We start from the raw sequence: 18765 nt of genomic DNA on the forward strand, positions 1-18765 counted from the left end.
CAGGCATAGCGAGCAGCGCGGCAATGCTCATGCCGCCGGCGGATTCTCCAAATACTGTTACGTTATCGGGATCACCGCCAAACGCTGAAATATTCTCTCGCACCCATTTCAGCGCGGCGGCTTGGTCTAAAAGCCCAAGGTTATCGGAATACGCCTCATCAAACGAAGACAAGTGCAAAAAGCCAAACGGCCCCAGCCGATAGTTCAATGTAACGACAATGACTTCTCCCTGTGCCGCAAGTTTTGATCCGTCATACAATGGCTCACTGCCCGCTCCTAGATAAAAAGCGCCTCCGTGAATCCACACCATGGTCAGGAAGATTTTGACTTGGAGTGTCAGGCGCAAATACATTGACAAACAAGCAATCCTCGGACTGGCGGGGCAGCTCAGTATACGAAAGTGACAGCAAATCAGACGGCTGCGGGCAAATAGGGCCGTACGCTGTGGCATCAAGGACATCTTCCCACACTTCAGGCGGCTCAGGTGCTTTAAAACGCCATTGTCCGATAGGCGGCTTGGCATAGGGGATGCCTTTCCACTTATGTACGCCGTTTTCCGTTGTGCCTTTTACTTTGCCGTATTGAGTCGTTACTATTTGATGAGTCATCGTGTTCTCTCCCTTTTTCCCCCATTATAAACAGATTTACCCTATAGATGCGAACGTTAGCCCTTAACCGATCATCATCTTCCCATTGTTTTTAAAAAGGATTTGACTTCATGGACAGTCAAGCCGATTTCTCTTGCTTCCGCCATCAGCGCTTTCCATTCTTCTATATTGGATTCCGTCAGTTTGCGGTTGCGGTAAGAGGCAGTTTCAGGCTGTTCTTTCTTTAGCCTGTTCGTAAAAGTGAACAATTCTTCCTTTTCCATTCCGGCTTGGACGGCTTGCACAAGATGCACGCGCCATTCTTCTTCACTGCCGCTGATTTTTTCATACATCATTGTTTCTGCGTCGAATAATTCTGTTAATTCAACCTCCAGTGTGGCGGAAATTTTCTTTAAAAATTGAACGGACGGATTTGTATGTACGCCTCTTTCAATCTTGCTTAAATAGGATTTAGATACACCTGACTCCACAGCCAGCTGATTAATAGAATAGCCTTTTCTTTTACGGTACAAACGGATAATTCTTCCAATCATGATATGAAATTCTCCTCTATTCCTGTCGTTATTTTGTTCATTATAAGGAATTATACGTTCTTTATAAAATTTAAAATAATAAGGGAAGTGCAGTAAATAAGAGGAAAATCATGATTTTGTTCTCTAAAGAGAACCTATTGGCTTATTTTGCAATTTTTAAATAATAAAGTTTTCTTTTATAATCCAATCATTAACAGAAAGGGGCGCGGGAAGCCAGCCGCGGGAAGGCTGAAGGCTATGAATACATGAATGAGAATATGAGTTTTAAAGAATTATATGCGATTGTCAGACACAGATTCGTGCTGATTCTGCTCATCACAATCGGCGTCACCGTTATGACGGGCTTTGTGCAATTTAAGGTCATTTCACCGACCTATCAAGCATCGACGCAAGTGCTGGTTCATGAATCAGACGGTGAAGAAAACTCGAATCTCAGTGACATCCAGCGAAATCTTCAGTACAGCAGCACGTTCCAATCGATTATGAAAAGCACTGCCTTGATGGAAGAGGTCAAGGCGGAATTGCATCTTTCTGAATCGGCTTCCTCGCTGAAAGGAAAAGTGATTACCAGCAGTGAAAATGAATCAGAAATTATCACCGTTGCCGTTCAGGACCACGATCCGGCGAAAGCGGCTGAGATTGCGAACACATTAGTGAACAAGTTTGAAAAAGAAGTAGATGAAAGAATGAACGTACAAGGCGTGCATATTTTATCAGAGGCGAAGGCTTCTGAAAGCCCAATGATCAAGCCGGCCCGGCTGCGAAATATGGTTATGGCTTTTGGCGCTGCTGTCATGGGCGGCATTACACTGGCATTTTTTCTGCATTTTCTCGATGATACGTGCAAAAGCGCACGGCAGCTCAGCGAGAGAACCGGATTGCCATGCTTAGGCTCCGTCCCTGATGTTCAAAAAGGGCGGAATCGCGGGATAAAACATTTCGGGGAGTGAAGCGAGTGGTCTTTAGAAAAAAGAAAGCAAGACGAGGTTTGGCTCAAATATCCGTTTTACACAATAAATCAATTGTTGCGGAACAATATCGCACCATTCGGACAAACATTGAGTTTTCATCCGTTCAGACCAACTTGCGGTCTATCCTCGTCACCTCCTCTGTGCCTGGTGAAGGTAAATCGTTCAGTGCAGCGAATCTTGCGGCTGTCTTTGCGCAGCAGCAGGAAAAGAAAGTGCTGCTGGTGGATGCCGATTTAAGAAAGCCCACCATCAATCAGACATTTCAGGTTGAGAATGTAACCGGGCTGACAAATGTGCTGGTCGGGAATGCTTCACTCAGTGAGACGGTGCAAAAGACGCCGATCGATAACTTGTATGTGCTGACAAGCGGACCGACCCCGCCGAATCCGGCTGAACTGCTGTCTTCAAAAGCGATGGGAGATTTAATATCTGACATCTATGAACAATTCAGCCTCGTCATCTTTGATTCCCCTCCGCTTTTGGCTGTTGCGGATGCTCAGATTCTAGCAAATCAGACAGATGGCAGCGTGCTCGTTGTTTTAAGCGGAAAAACAAAAACTGATACCGTCCTGAAAGCAAAGGATGCACTGGAACAATCCAATGCGAAGCTGTTAGGCGCTCTTTTAAACAAAAAGAAAATGAAAAAATCGGAACACTATTCCTACTAAATAGATGGTAAAGGTGATGTCTCCTGACCTGTATCAATGGAGGCACTCGGCTCTGCTGTGGGCAGCTGAAGTTGTTGCCTTAGATGCTGGTCGTCGCTGGCGGGGCGTGAGGACGGGTTAAATGCCCACTTATCTGATATATACATAGGATGTATTGTCGGTTTAGCTGCTGCCGATGTTTTGGTGGACGAAAACCGCCGCAGCTAAACCGATAAAAGAATTAGGGGGGAAAAGGTTGAGTTACCGGAGAAGACTGTCAATGATTATTGCGCTGGATACTTATCTCGTTTTAAATTCAGTTATTGCAGGATATCAATTTTTAAAAGATTCCTATCAATTTTATGACTCCGGAGCATTATTGCTTACCGCTGTCAGCTTGCTCCTCAGCTATCATGTATGTGCTTTCCTGTTCCGTCAGTATAAACAGGTGTGGACATACACCGGTCTCGGCGAGCTGATCGTCCTGCTTAAGGGCATTACGCTTTCAGCCGCTGTGACAGGCGTCATTCAGTATGCTGTGTATCATACGATGTTCTTCCGTCTGTTAACCGCATGCTGGGTGCTTCAGCTTTTGTCTATTGGAGGAACCCGTGTTTTATCCAGAGTGTTAAAAGAAAGCATCAGAAAAAAACGCAGCGCATCATCCCGCGCGCTGATTATCGGGGCGGGCTCAGGAGGGACTCTGATGGTCAGGCAGCTGCTTTCAAAAGATGATCCTGACATCATACCTGTCGCTTTTATTGATGACGACCAAACGAAGCATAAATTAGAAATTATGGGGCTGCCCGTAATCGGCGGAAAAGAAAGTATCATGCCTGCGGTGCAAAAGCTCAAAATTAACTATATTATTATTGCCATTCCTTCACTCCGCACCCATGAGCTTCAGGTGTTATATAAAGAATGTGTGCGAACTGGAGTAAACATTAAAATTATGCCTCATTTTGATGAAATGCTGCTCGGCACACGAACTGCCGGACAAATCAGAGATGTAAAAGCTGAGGATTTGCTCGGCAGAAAGCCGGTAACCCTCGACACAAGCGAAATTTCGAACCGCATCAAAGGAAAAACAGTTCTTGTCACGGGAGCGGGCGGATCAATCGGCTCAGAAATCTGCCGGCAGATCAGCCCGTTTCAGCCTAATGAAATCATTCTGCTCGGCCATGGGGAAAACAGCATTCATTCGATTTATACAGAGCTGAACGGACGATTCGGCAAACACATTGTGTTCCATACGGAAATTGCGGATGTGCAGGACCGCGATAAAATGTTTACCTTGATGAAAAAGTACGAGCCGCACGTTGTCTACCATGCAGCTGCCCATAAGCATGTGCCTTTAATGGAACATAATCCTGAAGAGGCTGTCAAAAACAATATCATCGGAACAAAAAATGTCGCGGAAGCAGCCGATATGTCGGGGACAGAGACGTTTGTGCTGATTTCATCAGACAAAGCGGTGAACCCGGCTAATGTAATGGGGGCGACAAAACGATTCGCCGAGATGATTATTATGAATCTTGGAAAAATCAGCAGAACCAAGTTTGTCGCTGTCCGCTTCGGCAATGTACTTGGGAGCCGCGGCAGTGTCATTCCGATTTTCAAAAAACAGATTGAAAAAGGCGGCCCGGTGACGGTAACACATCCGGCCATGACCCGCTATTTCATGACGATACCCGAGGCCTCAAGACTTGTCATCCAGGCCGGGGCACTGGCGAAAGGGCGTCAGATTTTCGTTCTCGATATGGGGGAGCCTGTAAAGATTGTGGATCTTGCCAAAAACCTCATTCATTTGTCCGGCTACACGACTGAGCAGATTCCAATCGAATTCACAGGCATTCGTCCCGGCGAAAAAATGTATGAGGAATTGCTGAATAAAAATGAAGTACACGCTGAACAAATCTTTCCGAAAATTCATATCGGCAAAGCAGTTGACGGCGATTGGCCGGTGCTGATGCGCTTTATTGAGGATTTTAATGATCTGCCGGAAGCCGACTTGAGAGCGAGGCTGTTTGCGGCAATCAATACATCAGACGAAATGACGGCTGCCAGTGCTCATTAGGGGGAGTGAAGATGACGAAAAAGATATTGTTTTGCGCGACTGTCGATTATCATTTTAAAGCCTTTCACCTCCCTTACTTTAAATGGTTTAAACGAATGGGCTGGGAGGTTCATGTCGCTGCGAGCGGACAAACCAAGCTGCCGTATGTGGATGAGAAGTTCTCCATCCCAATTCGCAGGTCACCCTTTCATCCTCAGAATCTGGCCGTTTACAGACAGCTGAAGGAAGTGATCAACACCAATCAATACGATATTGTCCATTGCCATACGCCGGTCGGCGGCGTGCTTGCCAGACTAGCGGCGAGGCAGGCCAGGCGGCATGGAACAAAGGTGCTGTACACAGCGCACGGATTTCACTTTTGCAGCGGAGCGCCGATGAAAAATTGGCTGCTTTACTATCCGATTGAGAAATGGCTTTCGGCATATACAGACTGCCTGATTACGATCAATGAAGAGGATTACACACGGGCGAAGAGACTTCAAAGGCGGAGCGGAAAGACGCAGAAAATTCATGGCATCGGCGTCAATACCGAGCGGTTCCGGCCTGTCAGCCTGGAAGAGCAGCAACGACTTAGAGAAAAACACGGTTTCCGTGAAGATGATTTTATATTGGTTTATCCCGCTGAGCTCAATCTGAACAAAAACCAGAAGTTGTTAATTGAAGCCGCAGCCTTGCTGAAAGAACACATTCCGTCGCTCCGCCTTGTTTTTGCCGGAGAAGGAGCGATGGAACAAGCGTATCGAACGTTGGCTGAAAAGCTTGGTGCTTCCGGCAATGTCCGCTTTTACGGCTTTTGCCGCGACATTCATGAGCTGATTCAGCTTGCAGATGTATCTGTCGCATCAAGCATCAGGGAGGGCCTCGGCATGAATGTGCTTGAGGGGATGGCAGCGGAAAAACCGGCGATTGCCACGGATAACCGCGGGCATCGGGAAATCATCCGGGATGGAGAAAACGGTTTTCTGATCAACATCGGTGACAGTGCCGCTTTTGCCCGCCGAATTGAACAGCTTTACCATAAGCCGGAACTCTGCAGAAAGCTGGGACAGGAAGGCCGAAAAACAGCCTTGCGCTTTTCGGAGTCGCGAACGGTGGAAGAAATGGCAGATATTTATTCCGCGTACATGGATATGGATACAAAGGAGAAAAGCGTATGAACTCAGGACCAAAAGTTTCTGTCATTATGGGCATTTATAATTGTGAACGCACTTTGGCGGAAAGCATTGAATCCATACTCAGCCAATCCTATAAAAATTGGGAGCTGATTATGTGCGATGATGCGTCAACAGACGGCACGCTCCGCATCGCGAAGCAGTATGCCGCTCATTACAGCGACCGCATCAAGCTGATTCAAAACAAAACAAACAAGCGGCTTGCCGCTTCATTAAATCATTGTCTTTCGCATGCGACAGGCGAGTATATCGCACGTCAGGATGGAGACGACCTTTCATTCCCGCGCCGTCTGGAAAAGCAGGTCGCGTTTTTAGAAAAGCACCACCACTATCAGGTGGTTGGCACCGGCATGCTTGTATTTGATGAATGTGGCGTAAGGGGCACACGCATCCTGCCTTCTGTTCCGGAGCCGGGCATCATGGCAAAAGGAACCCCGTTTTGCCACGGAACAATTATGATGAGAGCCAGCGCCTACCGAACGCTGAAAGGCTACCGTTCGGTGCGGCGGACGAGACGGATGGAGGATATTGATTTGTGGCTTCGCTTTTTTGAAGAGGGCTTCAGAGGCTACAATCTCCAAGAAGCGTTGTATAAAGTAAGGGAAGACAGCGATGCATTCAAACGGAGGTCATTTACGTATTCCATAGACAATGCCATCCTTGTCTATCAGGCATGCAGACGTTTGAAGCTTCCTCTATCTGATTACATATATATTGCAAAACCGTTAATTCGCGCATTTATGCCTCCAGCCGTGATGAATCGCTACCACAAAAAAAGAGTGATGAACCAAAAGGAAGGGCTTGTCAAGCATGAGTAGCAGCCAAAAACGCGTGCTTCAAGTTCTCAGCGGCATGAACAGGGGCGGCGCGGAAACCATGGTGATGAATTTATATCGGAAAATGGACAGAAGCAAAGTACAATTTGATTTTTTAACGTATCGAAATGATCCGTGCGCTTATGATGAAGAGATTTTATCTTTAGGCGGGCGGCTTTTTTATGTCCCGAGCATCGGGCAAAGCAATCCCCTTACATTTGTGAGGAATGTAAGAAACACGATAAAAGAAAACGGGCCGTTCAGCGCCGTTCATGCGCACACGGATTTTCAAACGGGTTTTATCGCCCTTGCGGCAAGGCTTGCCGGAGTGCCGGTCAGGGTATGCCATTCCCACAATACGTCGTGGAAGACCGGCTTCAATTGGAAGGATCGCCTGCAGCTGATGGTGTTTAGGCGGCTTATTTTGGCGAATGCGACAGCACTGTGTGCCTGCGGAGAGGATGCGGGCAGGTTTTTATTCGGCCAGTCCAACATGGAGCGGGAGCGTGTTCATCTCCTTCCGAACGGGATTGATCTTGATTTGTTCGCACCAAATGGGCAGAGAGCTGATGAAGAAAAAACAGCACGCGGCATTGCTACTGACCGTCTCATCATTGGCCATGTGGCCCGGTTTCATGAAGTGAAAAACCACGCGTTTTTGCTGAAGCTTGCCGCACATCTCAAAGAACGAGGGGTTCGCTTTCAGCTCGTTCTCGCAGGAGACGGGCCGCTGCGCGAGAAAATGGAAGAGGAGGCGCGGCAGCAGAATCTGCTTTCAGAAGTCCTCTTTTTAGGCACTGAAGAACGCATTCATGAGCTGATGCGCACATTTGATGTGTTTGTCATGCCGTCTCTATACGAAGGCTTGCCGGTGGTATTAGTGGAAGCGCAGGCATCGGGGCTTCCATGCATTATTTCAGACAACATTACAGATAAAGTTGACGCTGGGCTTGGGCTTGTGACGAGATTGAGTCTTTCTGAGCCGATCGGCATCTGGGCTGAAACCATTGCAAGAGCGGCCGCCGCAGGCAGGCCGAAGCAGGAGCTCATCCAAGGTACACTCGCAAAACTTGGCTACGATGCACAGCAAAACGTAGGAGCGCTGCTGAATGTATACAACATTACTAGCGGAAAAGGACAATAAACGATGATTGTATATGCCGTCAATATGGGAATTGTATATATTTGGTCTTGGTTTGCCAAAATGTGCGGCGGCCGTGACGATTCGCTCGCCACGGGGTATCGGCCGAATAAACTTTTGATTTGGATTCCGCTTGCTTCACTTGTGCTCGTGTCGGGTCTCCGTTACAGAGTCGGCACGGATTTTCAGACGTACACACTGCTGTACGAATTGGCGGGCGATTATCAAAATGTGTGGCAGATATTCGGTTTCGGCACAGCAAAAACGGCGACAGATCCGGGCTTTACCGCACTCCTTTGGCTGATGAATTTCATCACGGAAGATCCGCAAATCATGTATATAACGGTTGCGGCCGTGACCTACAGTTTGGTTATGAAGACACTCGCTGATTACGGAAGGCCGTTTGAGCTGAGTGTCTTTTTATTTTTAGGAACCTTTCATTATTACGCGTCTTTTAACGGCATCAGGCAATACATGGTGGCAGCCGCATTGTTTTGGGCGATCCGTTATATCATCAGCGGGAACTGGAAGCGATATTTTCTAATCGTGCTGATCAGCTCGCTCTTTCATTCTTCGGCACTGATTATGATTCCGGTGTACTTTATTGTCAGAAGAAAAGCCTGGTCACCGGCGATATTCGGTTTATCCGCTCTATTTCTTGGCATGACGTTTTTATATCAAAAATTTGTTTCTGTGTTTGTCGTTGTGCTTGAAAACAGCTCATACAGCCATTATGAAAAATGGCTCATGACAAACACAAATGGAATGAATGTGATCAAAATCGCTGTCTTGGTTCTGCCGCTGTTTCTCGCCTTTTGCTACAGAGCGCGTCTGCGAAAGCTGTGGCCGCAAATCGACATCGTCGTCAATTTGTGCCTGCTCGGTTTTTTGTTCGGGCTTTTGGCCACAAAGGATGTGATCTTTGCCAGATTCAATATTTATTTCGGCCTGTATCAAATGATCTTAGTCCCTTATTTCGTCAGGATATTTGATGAAAAATCGAATGCCCTTATCTATATCGCTATCATTGTTTGTTATTTTCTTTACAGTTATTTGCTTATGCCGGTTGATTCGTCCGTTCTGCCTTACAGAACGATTTTTTCCCGGTAATTTATGCAAGAGGAGCCGGTCATTATGGAAACACCTGCGGTTAGTCTGTTAGTCGCTGTTTATAACACAGAAACATATATCAGAACGTGTCTCGAATCACTGCGGAACCAGACGCTGAATAATATTGAAATCATCATTGTCAATGACGGTTCAGCAGATGACAGCCCGGAAATCGCGGAGGAATACGCCAAAAACGATCACAGATTCAGGGTGTTTCATCAGGAGAACCAGGGTCTCGGCGCGGTTCGGAATAAAGGCATCGACGCGGCACGCGGCGAGTTTATCGCGTTTATAGATTCAGACGATTGGATCGAACCTGATTATTGCGAGCGAATGCTCCAGGCAGCAGACGATAAAACGGATCTGGTCATTTGCAATTACGCCGCGGAGTTTGAGGACACTGGAAAAACCATGATCTCTGATATTACAGAAACCTATCAGAATCAGCCGAAGGAGCAGTATATCAAGGCGTTATTTGAAGGAAAGGTCAGAGGGTTTTCATGGAACAAACTGTACAGAAGAAACATGGTTGAAGCGCATCGGCTGTCGTTTCCGCTCCGCGGCGAGCTAGAGCATGTGGAGGATCAGTTTTTCAGCTTTCGCGCTCATTTTTTCGCCCGCTCTGTATCCTATGTGAAAGCGCCGCTCTATCATTACCGGATTCACCTTTCCTCCATTGTGCAAAGCTATCAGAAAAAACTGTTTGAATCAGGGCTTGCGCTGTATGAGGCAAATGCAGCGTTTTTACAGGAGAACAACAAATTGGAGGCGTACCAAAAGGAGCTTGATACTTTTATGGTGCTTCACAGCAGCATCTGTATGCTGAACGAATGGAAAACAAGCGGGAGCCGCCGGCTGCTCGAAAAGCTTAGAAATGTCGGCGTAATTTGCGCGGATCCAGTGTTTCGAGAAAGCCTCTCAAAAACGGGTACTGCGCCCTTTGACGCAAAACGATCATGCCTGCTTCTGATGGCGAAATACAGAATGATTCCGTTCGTCGCTATGGCCTCGGCCGTGTATCAGCGGGCGATCGAGTACAAAATGAGAAACAGAGGGTGAGGACATGTCGTTACAATCATTGAAAATCAATCTTGCAGAATGGCTGCTGCTTAAGGTCAAATACCCGTCTCAATATTGGCTGGGTACGGCCGATCAGCCGGTAAAGACCGAAGCACATCAGAAAAAAATCATACTGACTCTGCTGCCGTCCCATGACAATTTGGGAGATCACGCGATTGCTTATGCCAGCAAGGCATTTCTTGACCAGGAATACCCCGATTTTGACATCGTCGAGGTCGATATGAAGGACATTTACAAATCAGCAAAATCGCTGCTCCGCTCGCGCCATCCGGAGGATATGGTCTTTATCATCGGCGGAGGAAACATGGGTGATTTATACCGTTATGAGGAGTGGACGCGCCGCTTCATCATTAAAACATTTCACGACTATCGAGTTGTCCAGCTGCCGGCAACGGCTCATTTTTCTGACACGAAAAAAGGGCGCAAAGAGCTGAAACGGGCGCAGAAAATTTATAACGCGCACCCTGGCCTATTGCTGATGGCCCGGGATGAAACAACGTATCAGTTTATGAAACGGCATTTTCAAGAAAAAACGATTTTGAAGCAGCCGGACATGGTGCTGTATTTAGATAGAAGCAAGACCCCCGCAGAGCGCGAAGGGGTTTATATGTGTTTGCGTGAGGATCAGGAAAGCGTGCTTCAGGAGGATGAGAGAAACCGGGTAAAGGCTGCGCTATTTGAAGAATTCGGCGACATCAAAGCCTTTACGACAACGATCGGGCGCCGGATCAGCCGCGATTCACGGGAGCAGGAGCTTGAAGCGCTGTGGTCTAAGCTGCAAAGCGCAGAAGCCGTTGTCACTGACAGGCTTCATGGCATGATTTTTTGCGCGCTGACAGGAACGCCGTGTGTCGTCATCCGCTCCTTTGACCACAAGGTGATGGAAGGCTATCAATGGCTCAGAGACATCCCATCCATGAAGCTGATTGAACATCCGGACCCGGAGCGTGTAACAGCCGCAGTAAAAGAACTGTTAACAAAAGAAACACCCCGTGCCGGCTTTCCGAGAGATATGTATTTTAAAGGACTGCGGGACAAAATCAGCGGTGAAGCGCAATGACCCCGCTCGTCAGCATTATTGTCCCGATGTATAACGTTGAACCATTTATAGAAGAGTGCATTGACTCTCTGCTTCGTCAAACGCTTTCTGATATTGAAATTATTCTCGTGAATGACGGAACACCGGATCGTTCAGGCGAGATTGCAGAGGACTATGCAAAACGGGATGCGAGAATCCGGGTCATTCATCAGGCAAACGGCGGGCTGAGCTCAGCACGAAATGCGGGAATAAAGGCCGCGCGGGGTACTTATATCGGCTTTGTTGACGGAGACGATTATGTATCTTCCGCCATGTTCCAGAGGCTGATTGAAGAAGCAGAACAAAATCGGCTCGACATCGCTGGGTGCGGTTTTTATAAGCAGTCAGCGGACAGGCGCTTGTATGTGCCGCCGCAGCTTGACATAAACCGCGTGCTGACAAAACCGGAAATGGCTGAACGGCTCAAACATGCTCACGAAACGAGATTTATCTGGTATGTATGGCGCTATGTTTATCGCCGGGAGCTTTTGGAGAGAGCCAATCTGATGTTTGATGAAGACATCCGTTTTGCTGAAGATTCTCCCTTCAATTTGTCCGCTTTTTGCGAAGCCGAGCGGGTGAAAATGCTGGATGAAGGCTTGTACATCTATCGTGAAAACCCGAACAGCCTGACAGAAATTCCTTATAAGCCGGCAATGGATGAACATATTCAAAAGCAATATCAGGCGAAAATCGCATTCTATAATCATTACGGTTTAGCAGGTGCATGCAAAGAAGATTTGAGTGTGTACATTTGCAAGCACCAGCTTCCGATGCTACTCGCAAACGCCTGTGCTTCTCCGAAACCGCCGAAAGACATCAAAAAACAGATTAGACTCATTTTGTCCTATGACATGGTGCGGCAGGCTGTCAGAAATACATCGATTCAACATGAGAAATTATTAAGAGGCGAGCGTTTGGTATTAGGACTGTGCAAATTACGGCTCATATTTCTCATCAAGCTGTTTTTTGAGCAGCGGGGAACGATGAAAGGCAGTGCAAAGCAGGCATGAAATTCACGATAAACTTCAGCGCAAATCTCACGGCTTTTCTCTTGTCCGTTTTTCTGTCGGTCTGGATGACGCCTTTTATTGTCAAAACGCTCGGTGTGGAAGCGTTCGGCTTTGTTCATTTGACACAAAATGTGATTAATTACTTTTCGATTATCACCGTGGCGCTCAGTTCGGTTGTTGTGCGGTTCTTTTCTGTCGCGGCCCACAGGGGAGAGCGCGATAAAGCAAATGCGTATATCAGTAATTATTTAGCGGCGTCTGTTCTGATTTCAATGCTACTTTTGCTGCCTCTTGCGGGTTCGGCTTTCTTTATTGACCGCGTCATGAACGTGCCGCCAGCGCTTTTGGCTGATGTGCGTCTGTCAATTTTGATCGGCAGTCTGCTGTTCATTTTAACGTTTCTAATGGCGGGTTTCGGCGCTGCACCATTTTATGCAAACCGCCTTTACATCACCAGTTCAATTCAGGCGGTGCAAATGCTGATACGCGTGCTGTCTGTGCTGCTCTTGTTTGCATGTTTTGCGCCGAAAATCTGGCAGATCCAGCTTGCCGCTTTAGCTGGTGCTGTCATCGCGTCTATGCTGTCTTTCTATTTCTTCAAAAAACTGATTCCGTGGTTTTCGTTTCGGATGAAGGATCTTTCATTCCGCATAAGCAGGGAGCTGTTTCAGGCGGGCGCATGGAGCTCCGTCAATCAAATCGGCGTCCTGCTTTTTTTGCAGATTGATCTATTAACTGCCAATTTGGTGCTGGGGGCGTCTGCATCCGGGAAATACGCGGCGATTATCCAGTTTCCGCTGCTGCTGCGCAGCTTGGCTGGCACGGTCGCATCCCTGTTTGCGCCTCTTATTACTTCATATTATTCAAAAGGCGATATGGATGGATTGGTGAATTACGCCAACAAGGCAGTGAGGCTGAACGGTCTTTTGCTTGCGCTTCCTGCTGCCTTATTGGGCGGATTGGCGGGGCCTTTTCTGACGATCTGGCTTGGACCATCCTTTTCGTCTATAGCACCGCTTTTATATATTCATGCCGGATACTTAGTGGTCAGCCTCGCCTTTATGCCGCTGTTTTATATATGGACCGCCTTTAATAAACAAAAAACACCGGCGATCGTTACCCTGCTGTTAGGCGCAGTGAATGTGGTGCTGGCTGTCACGCTGAGCGGGCCGGCCCATCTCGGACTGTACGGCATTACATTGGCCGGGGCGGTATCCCTTATTTTGAAAAATGCCATCTTTACGCCGCTTTACGTATCCCGCATTACCGGCTACAAAAAGCACGTGTTCTTTAAAGGCATAATCGGGCCTCTTTCAGCGGCTGTGTTTGCGTGGGCGGTCTGTGAGGCAATCCAGTTCGTTGTGAAGATTGACGGCTGGGCATCACTGATAGCGGCGGGAATGACAGTCAGCTGCTGCTACGCGGTTTTCGCTTTTATGCTCGTTTGTACGAAAGAGGAAAGACAGCTGGTACTAAAGCGGTTTCGAAAAACGAAAGGAGCTGTGAATCTTTGATCCTGAAACGACTTTTTGATCTGACGGCCGCCATTTTTTTATTGTGCTGTACGAGTGTCATCATTTTATTCACCATAGCCGTTGTCAGGCTGAAAATAGGATCACCTGTCTTCTTTAAGCAAGTAAGGCCGGGCCTGCACGGCAATCCGTTCACCCTTTATAAATTCCGAACGATGACGGATGAACGGGACAGTGAAGGAAATCTGCTGCCTGATGAAGTCCGGCTGACGAAAACGGGCAGACTGATCAGAAAGCTGAGCATTGATGAGCTTCCGCAGCTGGTGAATGTCCTAAAAGGTGATCTCAGCCTTGTCGGTCCGCGGCCGCTTTTGATGGACTATCTGCCGCTTTATACAGAAAAGCAGGCACGGCGCCATGAGGTAAAGCCGGGTATCACAGGCTGGGCACAAATCAACGGCAGAAACGCGATTTCCTGGGAAAAGAAATTTGAATTAGATGTTTGGTACGTTGACAACCGATCATTTTTTCTCGATATGAAAATTTTATGTTTGACGGTGCGAAAAGTACTTGTTTCAGAAGGGATTCAGCAAACCAATCATGTGACCGCGGAACGGTTTACAGGAAGCGGAGATGTGTCCTCATGAGAAGAAACGTGGCCATTGTGGGTGACGGCGGACACGGAAAGGTGATCAGAGAGCTGATAAACGCCCGGTCAGACACGCGCTTAGCCGCGGTGCTTGATGATAAATTCCGAACATTTGAAGCGGGATCAGAGTGGTACACAGGCCCGCCGGAAGCCGTTGCTGAATTGCGAAGGCTCATTCCCGATGTATTGTTTCTGGTCGCCATTGGAAACAACAGTGTCAGAAAACAGCTGGCGGAGCGACTGGGACTGAAGAAAGAAGATTTCATTACATTGATTCACCCGTCAGCCATCGTCAGCAAGTCGGCTGTCATCGGGGAAGGGACCGTGATTATGGCGGGCGCAATCATTCAGGCGGATGCGCGTATCGGCGCCCACTGCATCATCAATACGGGCGCAGTGGCAGAGCACGACAATCAAATCAGCGATTACGTTCATCTTTCTCCGCGTGTCACGCTGTCAGGAGCAGTCGCCGTTCAGGAAGGCGCTCACGTCGGAACCGGCGCGGCCGTCATACCGCAGCTCACAATCGGATCTTGGAGCATTGTCGGCGCCGGCTCCGCGGTGATCCGTTCCATACCGGACAGGGTAACGGCTGCCGGTGCCCCGGCGCGCATTATTTCTTCCATTCAAACATAAAACAAAGGATGATTATATGTATAAAAGAATCTACTTATCTCCCCCTCATATGAGCGGCAGGGAGCAGCACTATATTTCAGAAGCCTTTCGCTCAAACTGGATCGCGCCGCTTGGGCCCCTCGTGAATTCATTTGAAGAACAGCTGGCAGAACGCGTCGGTGTAAAAGCAGCAGCTGCGGTCAGCTCTGGAACGGCGGCGATTCATCTGGCGCTGCGTTTGCTTGAAGTAAAAGAAGGAGACACTGTGTTTTGCCAGTCCTTCACATTTGTAGCAACCGCCAACCCGATTTTGTATGAAAAAGCGGTGCCCGTCTTTATTGATTCTGAGCCTGATACGTGGAATATGTCGCCGAAAGCCCTCGAAAGAGCGCTGGAGGATGCGAAAAGAAGCGGAACTCTGCCAAAAGCGGTTATTGCCGTCAATCTATATGGGCAGAGCGCGAAAATGGATGACATCGTAAGCCTGTGTGATGCATATGGAGTTCCTGTCATTGAGGACGCAGCCGAATCTCTCGGCACAGTTTATAAAGGGAAGCAAAGCGGGACATTCGGGCGCTTCGGCGTTTTTTCATTTAACGGGAACAAAATCATCACCACATCAGGCGGCGGGATGCTCGTTTCAGACGATGAAGCCGCCATTGAAAAAGCACGATTTCTCGCTTCGCAGGCACGAGAACCGGCTGTTCATTATCAGCACAGCGAAGTCGGGCATAATTACAGGCTGAGCAATATCCTCGCCGGCGTGGGCATTGCCCAGCTTGAGGTGCTGGATGAGCGGGTGGAGAAAAGAAGGGCCATTTTTACAAGATACAAAAACGCGCTCGGTCATATTAACGGTGTCCGTTTTATGCCGGAGCATGAAGCAGGTGTATCCAATCGCTGGCTGACCACGCTCACACTTGATAACGGGCTGAGCCCATATGACGCGGTTCAACGACTTGCGGAAGAAAACATTGAAGCACGTCCGCTTTGGAAGCCGCTCCATACCCAGCCGCTGTTTGAGCCGTCTTTATTCTATTCTCATGAAGATACAGGAAGCATATGCGAAGGTCTTTTCAAGCGAGGGATCTGTCTCCCATCAGGGTCAAATCTGACGGAAGAAGAGCAAGACCGGGTCATTGATGTGCTAACACACTTATTCCAAACTGGCGAGGTGAAGAAATGGACAGCAAGCATTCGATGATCAGCCTGAAACAGAAACTGTCCGGGCTGCTCGACGTCATTCCGAAGCAATCCGAGATCATATATGCCGACTATCCTCTATACGGAAATGTAGGGGATTTATTTATTATGAAGGGAACAGAAGCCTTCTTTAAAGAACACGGGATCCGGGTCAGAAAACGCTGGAATCCCGACAATTTTCCACTTGGGCGAAAGCTCGATCCGAATCTCATCATCGTCTGCCAGGGAGGCGGCAACTTCGGGGATTTGTATCCGTATTATCAAGGCTTTAGAGAGAAAATCGTCCAAACCTATCCGAATCACAAAATCGTGATCCTGCCGCAATCGATTTATTTCCAAAACGAAGACAATCTGAAACGGACGGCGGAGATATTTTCTAAGCATGCGAATCTCCATATCATCACAAGGGAAAAAGCCTCCTATGCAACGGCGCAGGCTTATTTTACAAGCAATCAGATTAAGCTTCTGCCTGATATGGCTCATCAGCTGTTTCCGGTCGCTCCAACGCAGCAGCCATTCAACCAAAGGCTGAGATTTATCAGAACAGATCATGAAGCAAACAAGGAGCTTCAGGAACACGCAAAAGCGGAAAGCTACGACTGGCGCACGGTGCTGTCAGCTTCAGACCGCCGGACGATCGCTTTTCTGCAAACGCTGAACGTCCTGAATAAAAAAGCGGGCAATCCTCTGCCCATCGCGTATATATGGGAAAAATACTCGGATTATATCGTCAAAAAAGCGATTCGGTTTTTCAGCCGTTACGAATCGGTGGAAACATCGAGGCTGCACGGCCACATCCTGTCCTCTCTTCTTCAAAAAGAAAACACGGTCATTGATAATTCCTACGGGAAAAACGCCAATTACTATCATACCTGGATGGAAGGAGTGCCAAGCACCCGACTCATCCAGAACGCCTCAAAGAAGGAAAACCTTCCTGCTCACATATGAGCGGAAGGTTTATTTTGATTCTCCCCGTTTGACTTTGTTGTACGCTTCATCTAAATGCTGAATCCGTTTCAAGACGACTGCGTTTTTCGTCAGCTGGTCCTGCACAAGCGTTGAGACGACGGAACGGTAGTAGCTGTTCATCGCGTGGATTTTATCCTCAGACTGATTCATTTCAATATGCTGTTTTAAATTCTCAATAAAATAAGGGACGGAAAAAAGTTCAGACATTTCTTTGGCAGCTCCTTTTTCATAAATGTATACGGTGTGATCTCAATCATGTACAATGAAGAAAGGGGAGTGAGCAAGATGGATATGAAACTTCAGCAAGTACAAGTATTAAAGCCTCAACTGACACAGGAGCTCAGGCAGGCCATCACGCTTCTTGGCTATCATTCGGCAGAACTCGCCGAATACATTGATGAGCTCTCACTGGAAAACCCTCTTATTGAACGAAAGGAAACAGACACACCGCCACTATCTTACCATAAAACAAACAAAAACAGGATGAATGCACAGGAAGCAGGCCTTCAATTAAGTGATCCGCAAAAAACACTGCAGGATGTGTTAAAGCAGCAGTCACTCGATATGAATCTGACAAACACTGAAAAAAAGATTTTCAATTATCTGATTCATTCGCTTGATTCAAACGGGTACTTGGAAGAAGATATGGAGGAAGCAGCACGGCGACTATCTGTTTCGACTAAGGAAGTGGAAACGGTTTTGGCAAAGCTTCAGTCGTTAGAGCCGGCTGGAATTGGCGCAAGATCTCTGCAGGAATGTATCCTTCTCCAATTACAGCGGCTGCCGAATAGAAATGAACAAGCGGAAATGCTTGTTTCAGCTCATTTTGATGCTTTTGCGCAAAAAAGATGGAAAGCGCTTTCAAAAGAAACAGGAATTCCGCTTCATGCGATTCAAGATATCTCTGATGACATCGCAGCTCTTCATCCAAGACCGGGCCTTCTGTTTGCCCAGCCAGAGCAAGATGTGTATATCGAGCCTGACATTTTTATCACCGTGAAAAACGGGCACATCGCAGCAGAGCTGAATACCCGCTCGTTTCCAGAGATAGACCTGCATCCGCAGTACAGAACGCTTTTATCGTCCGGCTCCTGTCAGGATACCGCCTCTTATTTATCTGCGAAATACCAGGAATGGCGCTGGCTGAGCCGCGCGCTGCGACAGCGAAAACAGACGATCACGAGAATTGTCAATGAGCTGATCACACGGCAAAAGGATTTCTTTCTGAAAGGGCGAGGTGCAATGAAGCCGCTGACTCTTAGGGAGGTAGCAGACTGCCTGAGCCTTCATGAATCAACTGTAAGCCGGGCAATCAAAGGGAAAACGATACAAACGCCGTACGGACTGTTTGAGATGAAACTATTTTTCTCAGCAAAAGCCGAGGCTTCAGGAGATGGAGATGCGTCTAACTATGCAGTCAAAACCCATCTAGAAGACCTGGTCAATCAAGAGGACAAAACAAAACCGCTCTCAGACCAAAAGCTTGCCGATCTGCTGTACGAACGGCACGGCATCCAAATCTCCAGACGCACAGTCGCAAAATACCGCGATCAAATGAACATTCCGTCATCGGCAGCGAGAAAACGGTATAAATAAAATCCTCCCATGTTGG

17 protein-coding genes and 2 pseudogenes are annotated in these 18765 nt (G+C 47.7%); 16 read left to right on the forward strand and 3 right to left on the reverse strand.

Annotated features, from left to right (window positions below; all coding sequences use genetic code 11):
• Both pnbA and slrR read right to left on the reverse strand, forming a co-directional pair.
• Positions 1 to 608 (reverse strand): annotated as a pseudogene (pnbA, locus tag RAC86_RS07125) (para-nitrobenzyl esterase); the annotation flags it as partial.
• Between the two features lie 74 nt (positions 609 to 682).
• A complete protein-coding gene (gene slrR, locus RAC86_RS07130; protein ID WP_072565295.1) occupies positions 683 to 1141 on the reverse strand; it encodes an HTH-type transcriptional regulator SlrR in 459 nt (152 codons plus the stop codon).
• Positions 1142 to 1386: 245 nt separating this feature from the next.
• On the opposite strand from slrR, the gene RAC86_RS07135 reads away from it, so the two are divergent.
• The 15 genes and pseudogenes from RAC86_RS07135 (at position 1387) to RAC86_RS07205 (ending at position 17132) form a co-directional block, all read left to right on the forward strand.
• Positions 1387 to 2091, forward strand: a complete 705-nt coding sequence (locus tag RAC86_RS07135; RefSeq protein WP_014115246.1) for a YveK family protein — start codon at positions 1387 to 1389, stop codon at positions 2089 to 2091.
• Positions 2092 to 2096: 5 nt separating this feature from the next.
• Positions 2097 to 2780: a protein tyrosine kinase EpsB gene (gene epsB, locus RAC86_RS07140; protein ID WP_014115245.1), complete on the forward strand. Its 684-nt coding sequence runs from the start codon at positions 2097 to 2099 to the stop codon at positions 2778 to 2780.
• A gap of 235 nt (positions 2781 to 3015) precedes the next feature.
• On the forward strand, positions 3016 to 4836 hold the full coding sequence (locus RAC86_RS07145; protein ID WP_175304914.1) for a polysaccharide biosynthesis protein: 1821 nt from the start codon (positions 3016 to 3018) through the stop codon (positions 4834 to 4836).
• A gap of 11 nt (positions 4837 to 4847) precedes the next feature.
• Positions 4848 to 5993, forward strand: a complete 1146-nt coding sequence (locus RAC86_RS07150) for a glycosyltransferase family 4 protein (protein ID WP_014115243.1) — start codon at positions 4848 to 4850, stop codon at positions 5991 to 5993.
• Positions 5990 to 6826: a glycosyltransferase EpsE gene (epsE, locus tag RAC86_RS07155; protein ID WP_072565294.1), complete on the forward strand. Its 837-nt coding sequence runs from the start codon at positions 5990 to 5992 to the stop codon at positions 6824 to 6826. Before RAC86_RS07150 ends, epsE begins: the two co-directional genes overlap by 4 nt.
• Positions 6819 to 7974, forward strand: a pseudogene (locus tag RAC86_RS07160) (glycosyltransferase family 1 protein). Before epsE ends, RAC86_RS07160 begins: the two are co-directional and overlap by 8 nt.
• Positions 7971 to 9074: a biofilm exopolysaccharide biosynthesis protein EpsG gene (gene epsG, locus RAC86_RS07165; protein ID WP_014115240.1), complete on the forward strand. Its 1104-nt coding sequence runs from the start codon at positions 7971 to 7973 to the stop codon at positions 9072 to 9074. Before RAC86_RS07160 ends, epsG begins: the two are co-directional and overlap by 4 nt.
• 24 nt (positions 9075 to 9098) lie before the next feature.
• The gene (locus tag RAC86_RS07170) at positions 9099 to 10133 is read left to right on the forward strand and encodes a glycosyltransferase family 2 protein (RefSeq protein ID WP_072565292.1); all 1035 of its coding nucleotides are present in this window, start codon (positions 9099 to 9101) and stop codon (positions 10131 to 10133) included.
• A 4-nt stretch (positions 10134 to 10137) separates the two neighbouring features.
• On the forward strand, positions 10138 to 11214 hold the full coding sequence (locus RAC86_RS07175; RefSeq protein WP_072565291.1) for a polysaccharide pyruvyl transferase family protein: 1077 nt from the start codon (positions 10138 to 10140) through the stop codon (positions 11212 to 11214).
• Positions 11211 to 12245: a glycosyltransferase gene (locus tag RAC86_RS07180; RefSeq protein ID WP_072565290.1), complete on the forward strand. Its 1035-nt coding sequence runs from the start codon at positions 11211 to 11213 to the stop codon at positions 12243 to 12245. The genes RAC86_RS07175 and RAC86_RS07180 overlap by 4 nt, the downstream gene beginning before the upstream one ends.
• On the forward strand, positions 12242 to 13759 hold the full coding sequence (locus RAC86_RS07185; RefSeq protein ID WP_014115236.1) for an MATE family efflux transporter: 1518 nt from the start codon (positions 12242 to 12244) through the stop codon (positions 13757 to 13759). The genes RAC86_RS07180 and RAC86_RS07185 overlap by 4 nt, the downstream gene beginning before the upstream one ends.
• A complete protein-coding gene (locus tag RAC86_RS07190) occupies positions 13756 to 14364 on the forward strand; it encodes a sugar transferase (RefSeq protein ID WP_072182611.1) in 609 nt (202 codons plus the stop codon). The genes RAC86_RS07185 and RAC86_RS07190 overlap by 4 nt, the downstream gene beginning before the upstream one ends.
• The gene (locus RAC86_RS07195; RefSeq protein ID WP_072565289.1) at positions 14361 to 15002 is read left to right on the forward strand and encodes an acetyltransferase; all 642 of its coding nucleotides are present in this window, start codon (positions 14361 to 14363) and stop codon (positions 15000 to 15002) included. The genes RAC86_RS07190 and RAC86_RS07195 overlap by 4 nt, the downstream gene beginning before the upstream one ends.
• Before the next feature lie 16 nt (positions 15003 to 15018).
• A complete protein-coding gene (locus tag RAC86_RS07200; protein ID WP_072565288.1) occupies positions 15019 to 16185 on the forward strand; it encodes a DegT/DnrJ/EryC1/StrS family aminotransferase in 1167 nt (388 codons plus the stop codon).
• Positions 16164 to 17132 carry a polysaccharide pyruvyl transferase family protein gene (locus RAC86_RS07205; RefSeq protein WP_072182609.1) on the forward strand — a complete coding sequence of 323 codons (969 nt, stop codon included), beginning with the start codon at positions 16164 to 16166 and terminating at the stop codon, positions 17130 to 17132. Before RAC86_RS07200 ends, RAC86_RS07205 begins: the two co-directional genes overlap by 22 nt.
• Before the next feature lie 9 nt (positions 17133 to 17141).
• Here RAC86_RS07205 and yvfG read toward each other — a convergent pair whose 3' ends face one another.
• Positions 17142 to 17360, reverse strand: a complete 219-nt coding sequence (gene yvfG / locus RAC86_RS07210) for a protein YvfG (protein WP_003219905.1) — start codon at positions 17358 to 17360, stop codon at positions 17142 to 17144.
• A 78-nt stretch (positions 17361 to 17438) separates the two neighbouring features.
• On the opposite strand from yvfG, the gene rpoN reads away from it, so the two are divergent.
• Positions 17439 to 18749: an RNA polymerase factor sigma-54 gene (rpoN, locus tag RAC86_RS07215; RefSeq protein WP_072565287.1), complete on the forward strand. Its 1311-nt coding sequence runs from the start codon at positions 17439 to 17441 to the stop codon at positions 18747 to 18749.
• Positions 18750 to 18765 lie beyond the last annotated feature (16 nt).

The sequence above is a fragment of the Bacillus sp. LR_5 genome, from assembly GCF_042709275.1.

Excerpts from the sequence above, each read along its gene's own strand:
- RAC86_RS07175 (WP_072565291.1), top strand. The coding sequence starts at position 10,138 with ATGTCGTTACAATCATTGAAAATCAATCTTGCAGAATGGCTGCTGCTT.
- RAC86_RS07170 (WP_072565292.1), top strand. The coding sequence starts at position 9,099 with ATGGAAACACCTGCGGTTAGTCTGTTAGTCGCTGTTTATAACACAGAA.
- RAC86_RS07150 (WP_014115243.1), top strand. The coding sequence starts at position 4,848 with ATGACGAAAAAGATATTGTTTTGCGCGACTGTCGATTATCATTTTAAA.
- RAC86_RS07185 (WP_014115236.1), top strand. The coding sequence starts at position 12,242 with ATGAAATTCACGATAAACTTCAGCGCAAATCTCACGGCTTTTCTCTTG.
- slrR (WP_072565295.1), bottom strand. The coding sequence starts at position 1,141 with ATGATTGGAAGAATTATCCGTTTGTACCGTAAAAGAAAAGGCTATTCT.
- RAC86_RS07135 (WP_014115246.1), top strand. The coding sequence starts at position 1,387 with ATGAATGAGAATATGAGTTTTAAAGAATTATATGCGATTGTCAGACAC.
- rpoN (WP_072565287.1), top strand. The coding sequence starts at position 17,439 with ATGGATATGAAACTTCAGCAAGTACAAGTATTAAAGCCTCAACTGACA.
- RAC86_RS07205 (WP_072182609.1), top strand. The coding sequence starts at position 16,164 with ATGGACAGCAAGCATTCGATGATCAGCCTGAAACAGAAACTGTCCGGG.
- RAC86_RS07195 (WP_072565289.1), top strand. The coding sequence starts at position 14,361 with ATGAGAAGAAACGTGGCCATTGTGGGTGACGGCGGACACGGAAAGGTG.
- RAC86_RS07180 (WP_072565290.1), top strand. The coding sequence starts at position 11,211 with ATGACCCCGCTCGTCAGCATTATTGTCCCGATGTATAACGTTGAACCA.
- epsE (WP_072565294.1), top strand. The coding sequence starts at position 5,990 with ATGAACTCAGGACCAAAAGTTTCTGTCATTATGGGCATTTATAATTGT.
- RAC86_RS07200 (WP_072565288.1), top strand. The coding sequence starts at position 15,019 with ATGTATAAAAGAATCTACTTATCTCCCCCTCATATGAGCGGCAGGGAG.
- yvfG (WP_003219905.1), bottom strand. The coding sequence starts at position 17,360 with ATGTCTGAACTTTTTTCCGTCCCTTATTTTATTGAGAATTTAAAACAG.
- epsG (WP_014115240.1), top strand. The coding sequence starts at position 7,971 with ATGATTGTATATGCCGTCAATATGGGAATTGTATATATTTGGTCTTGG.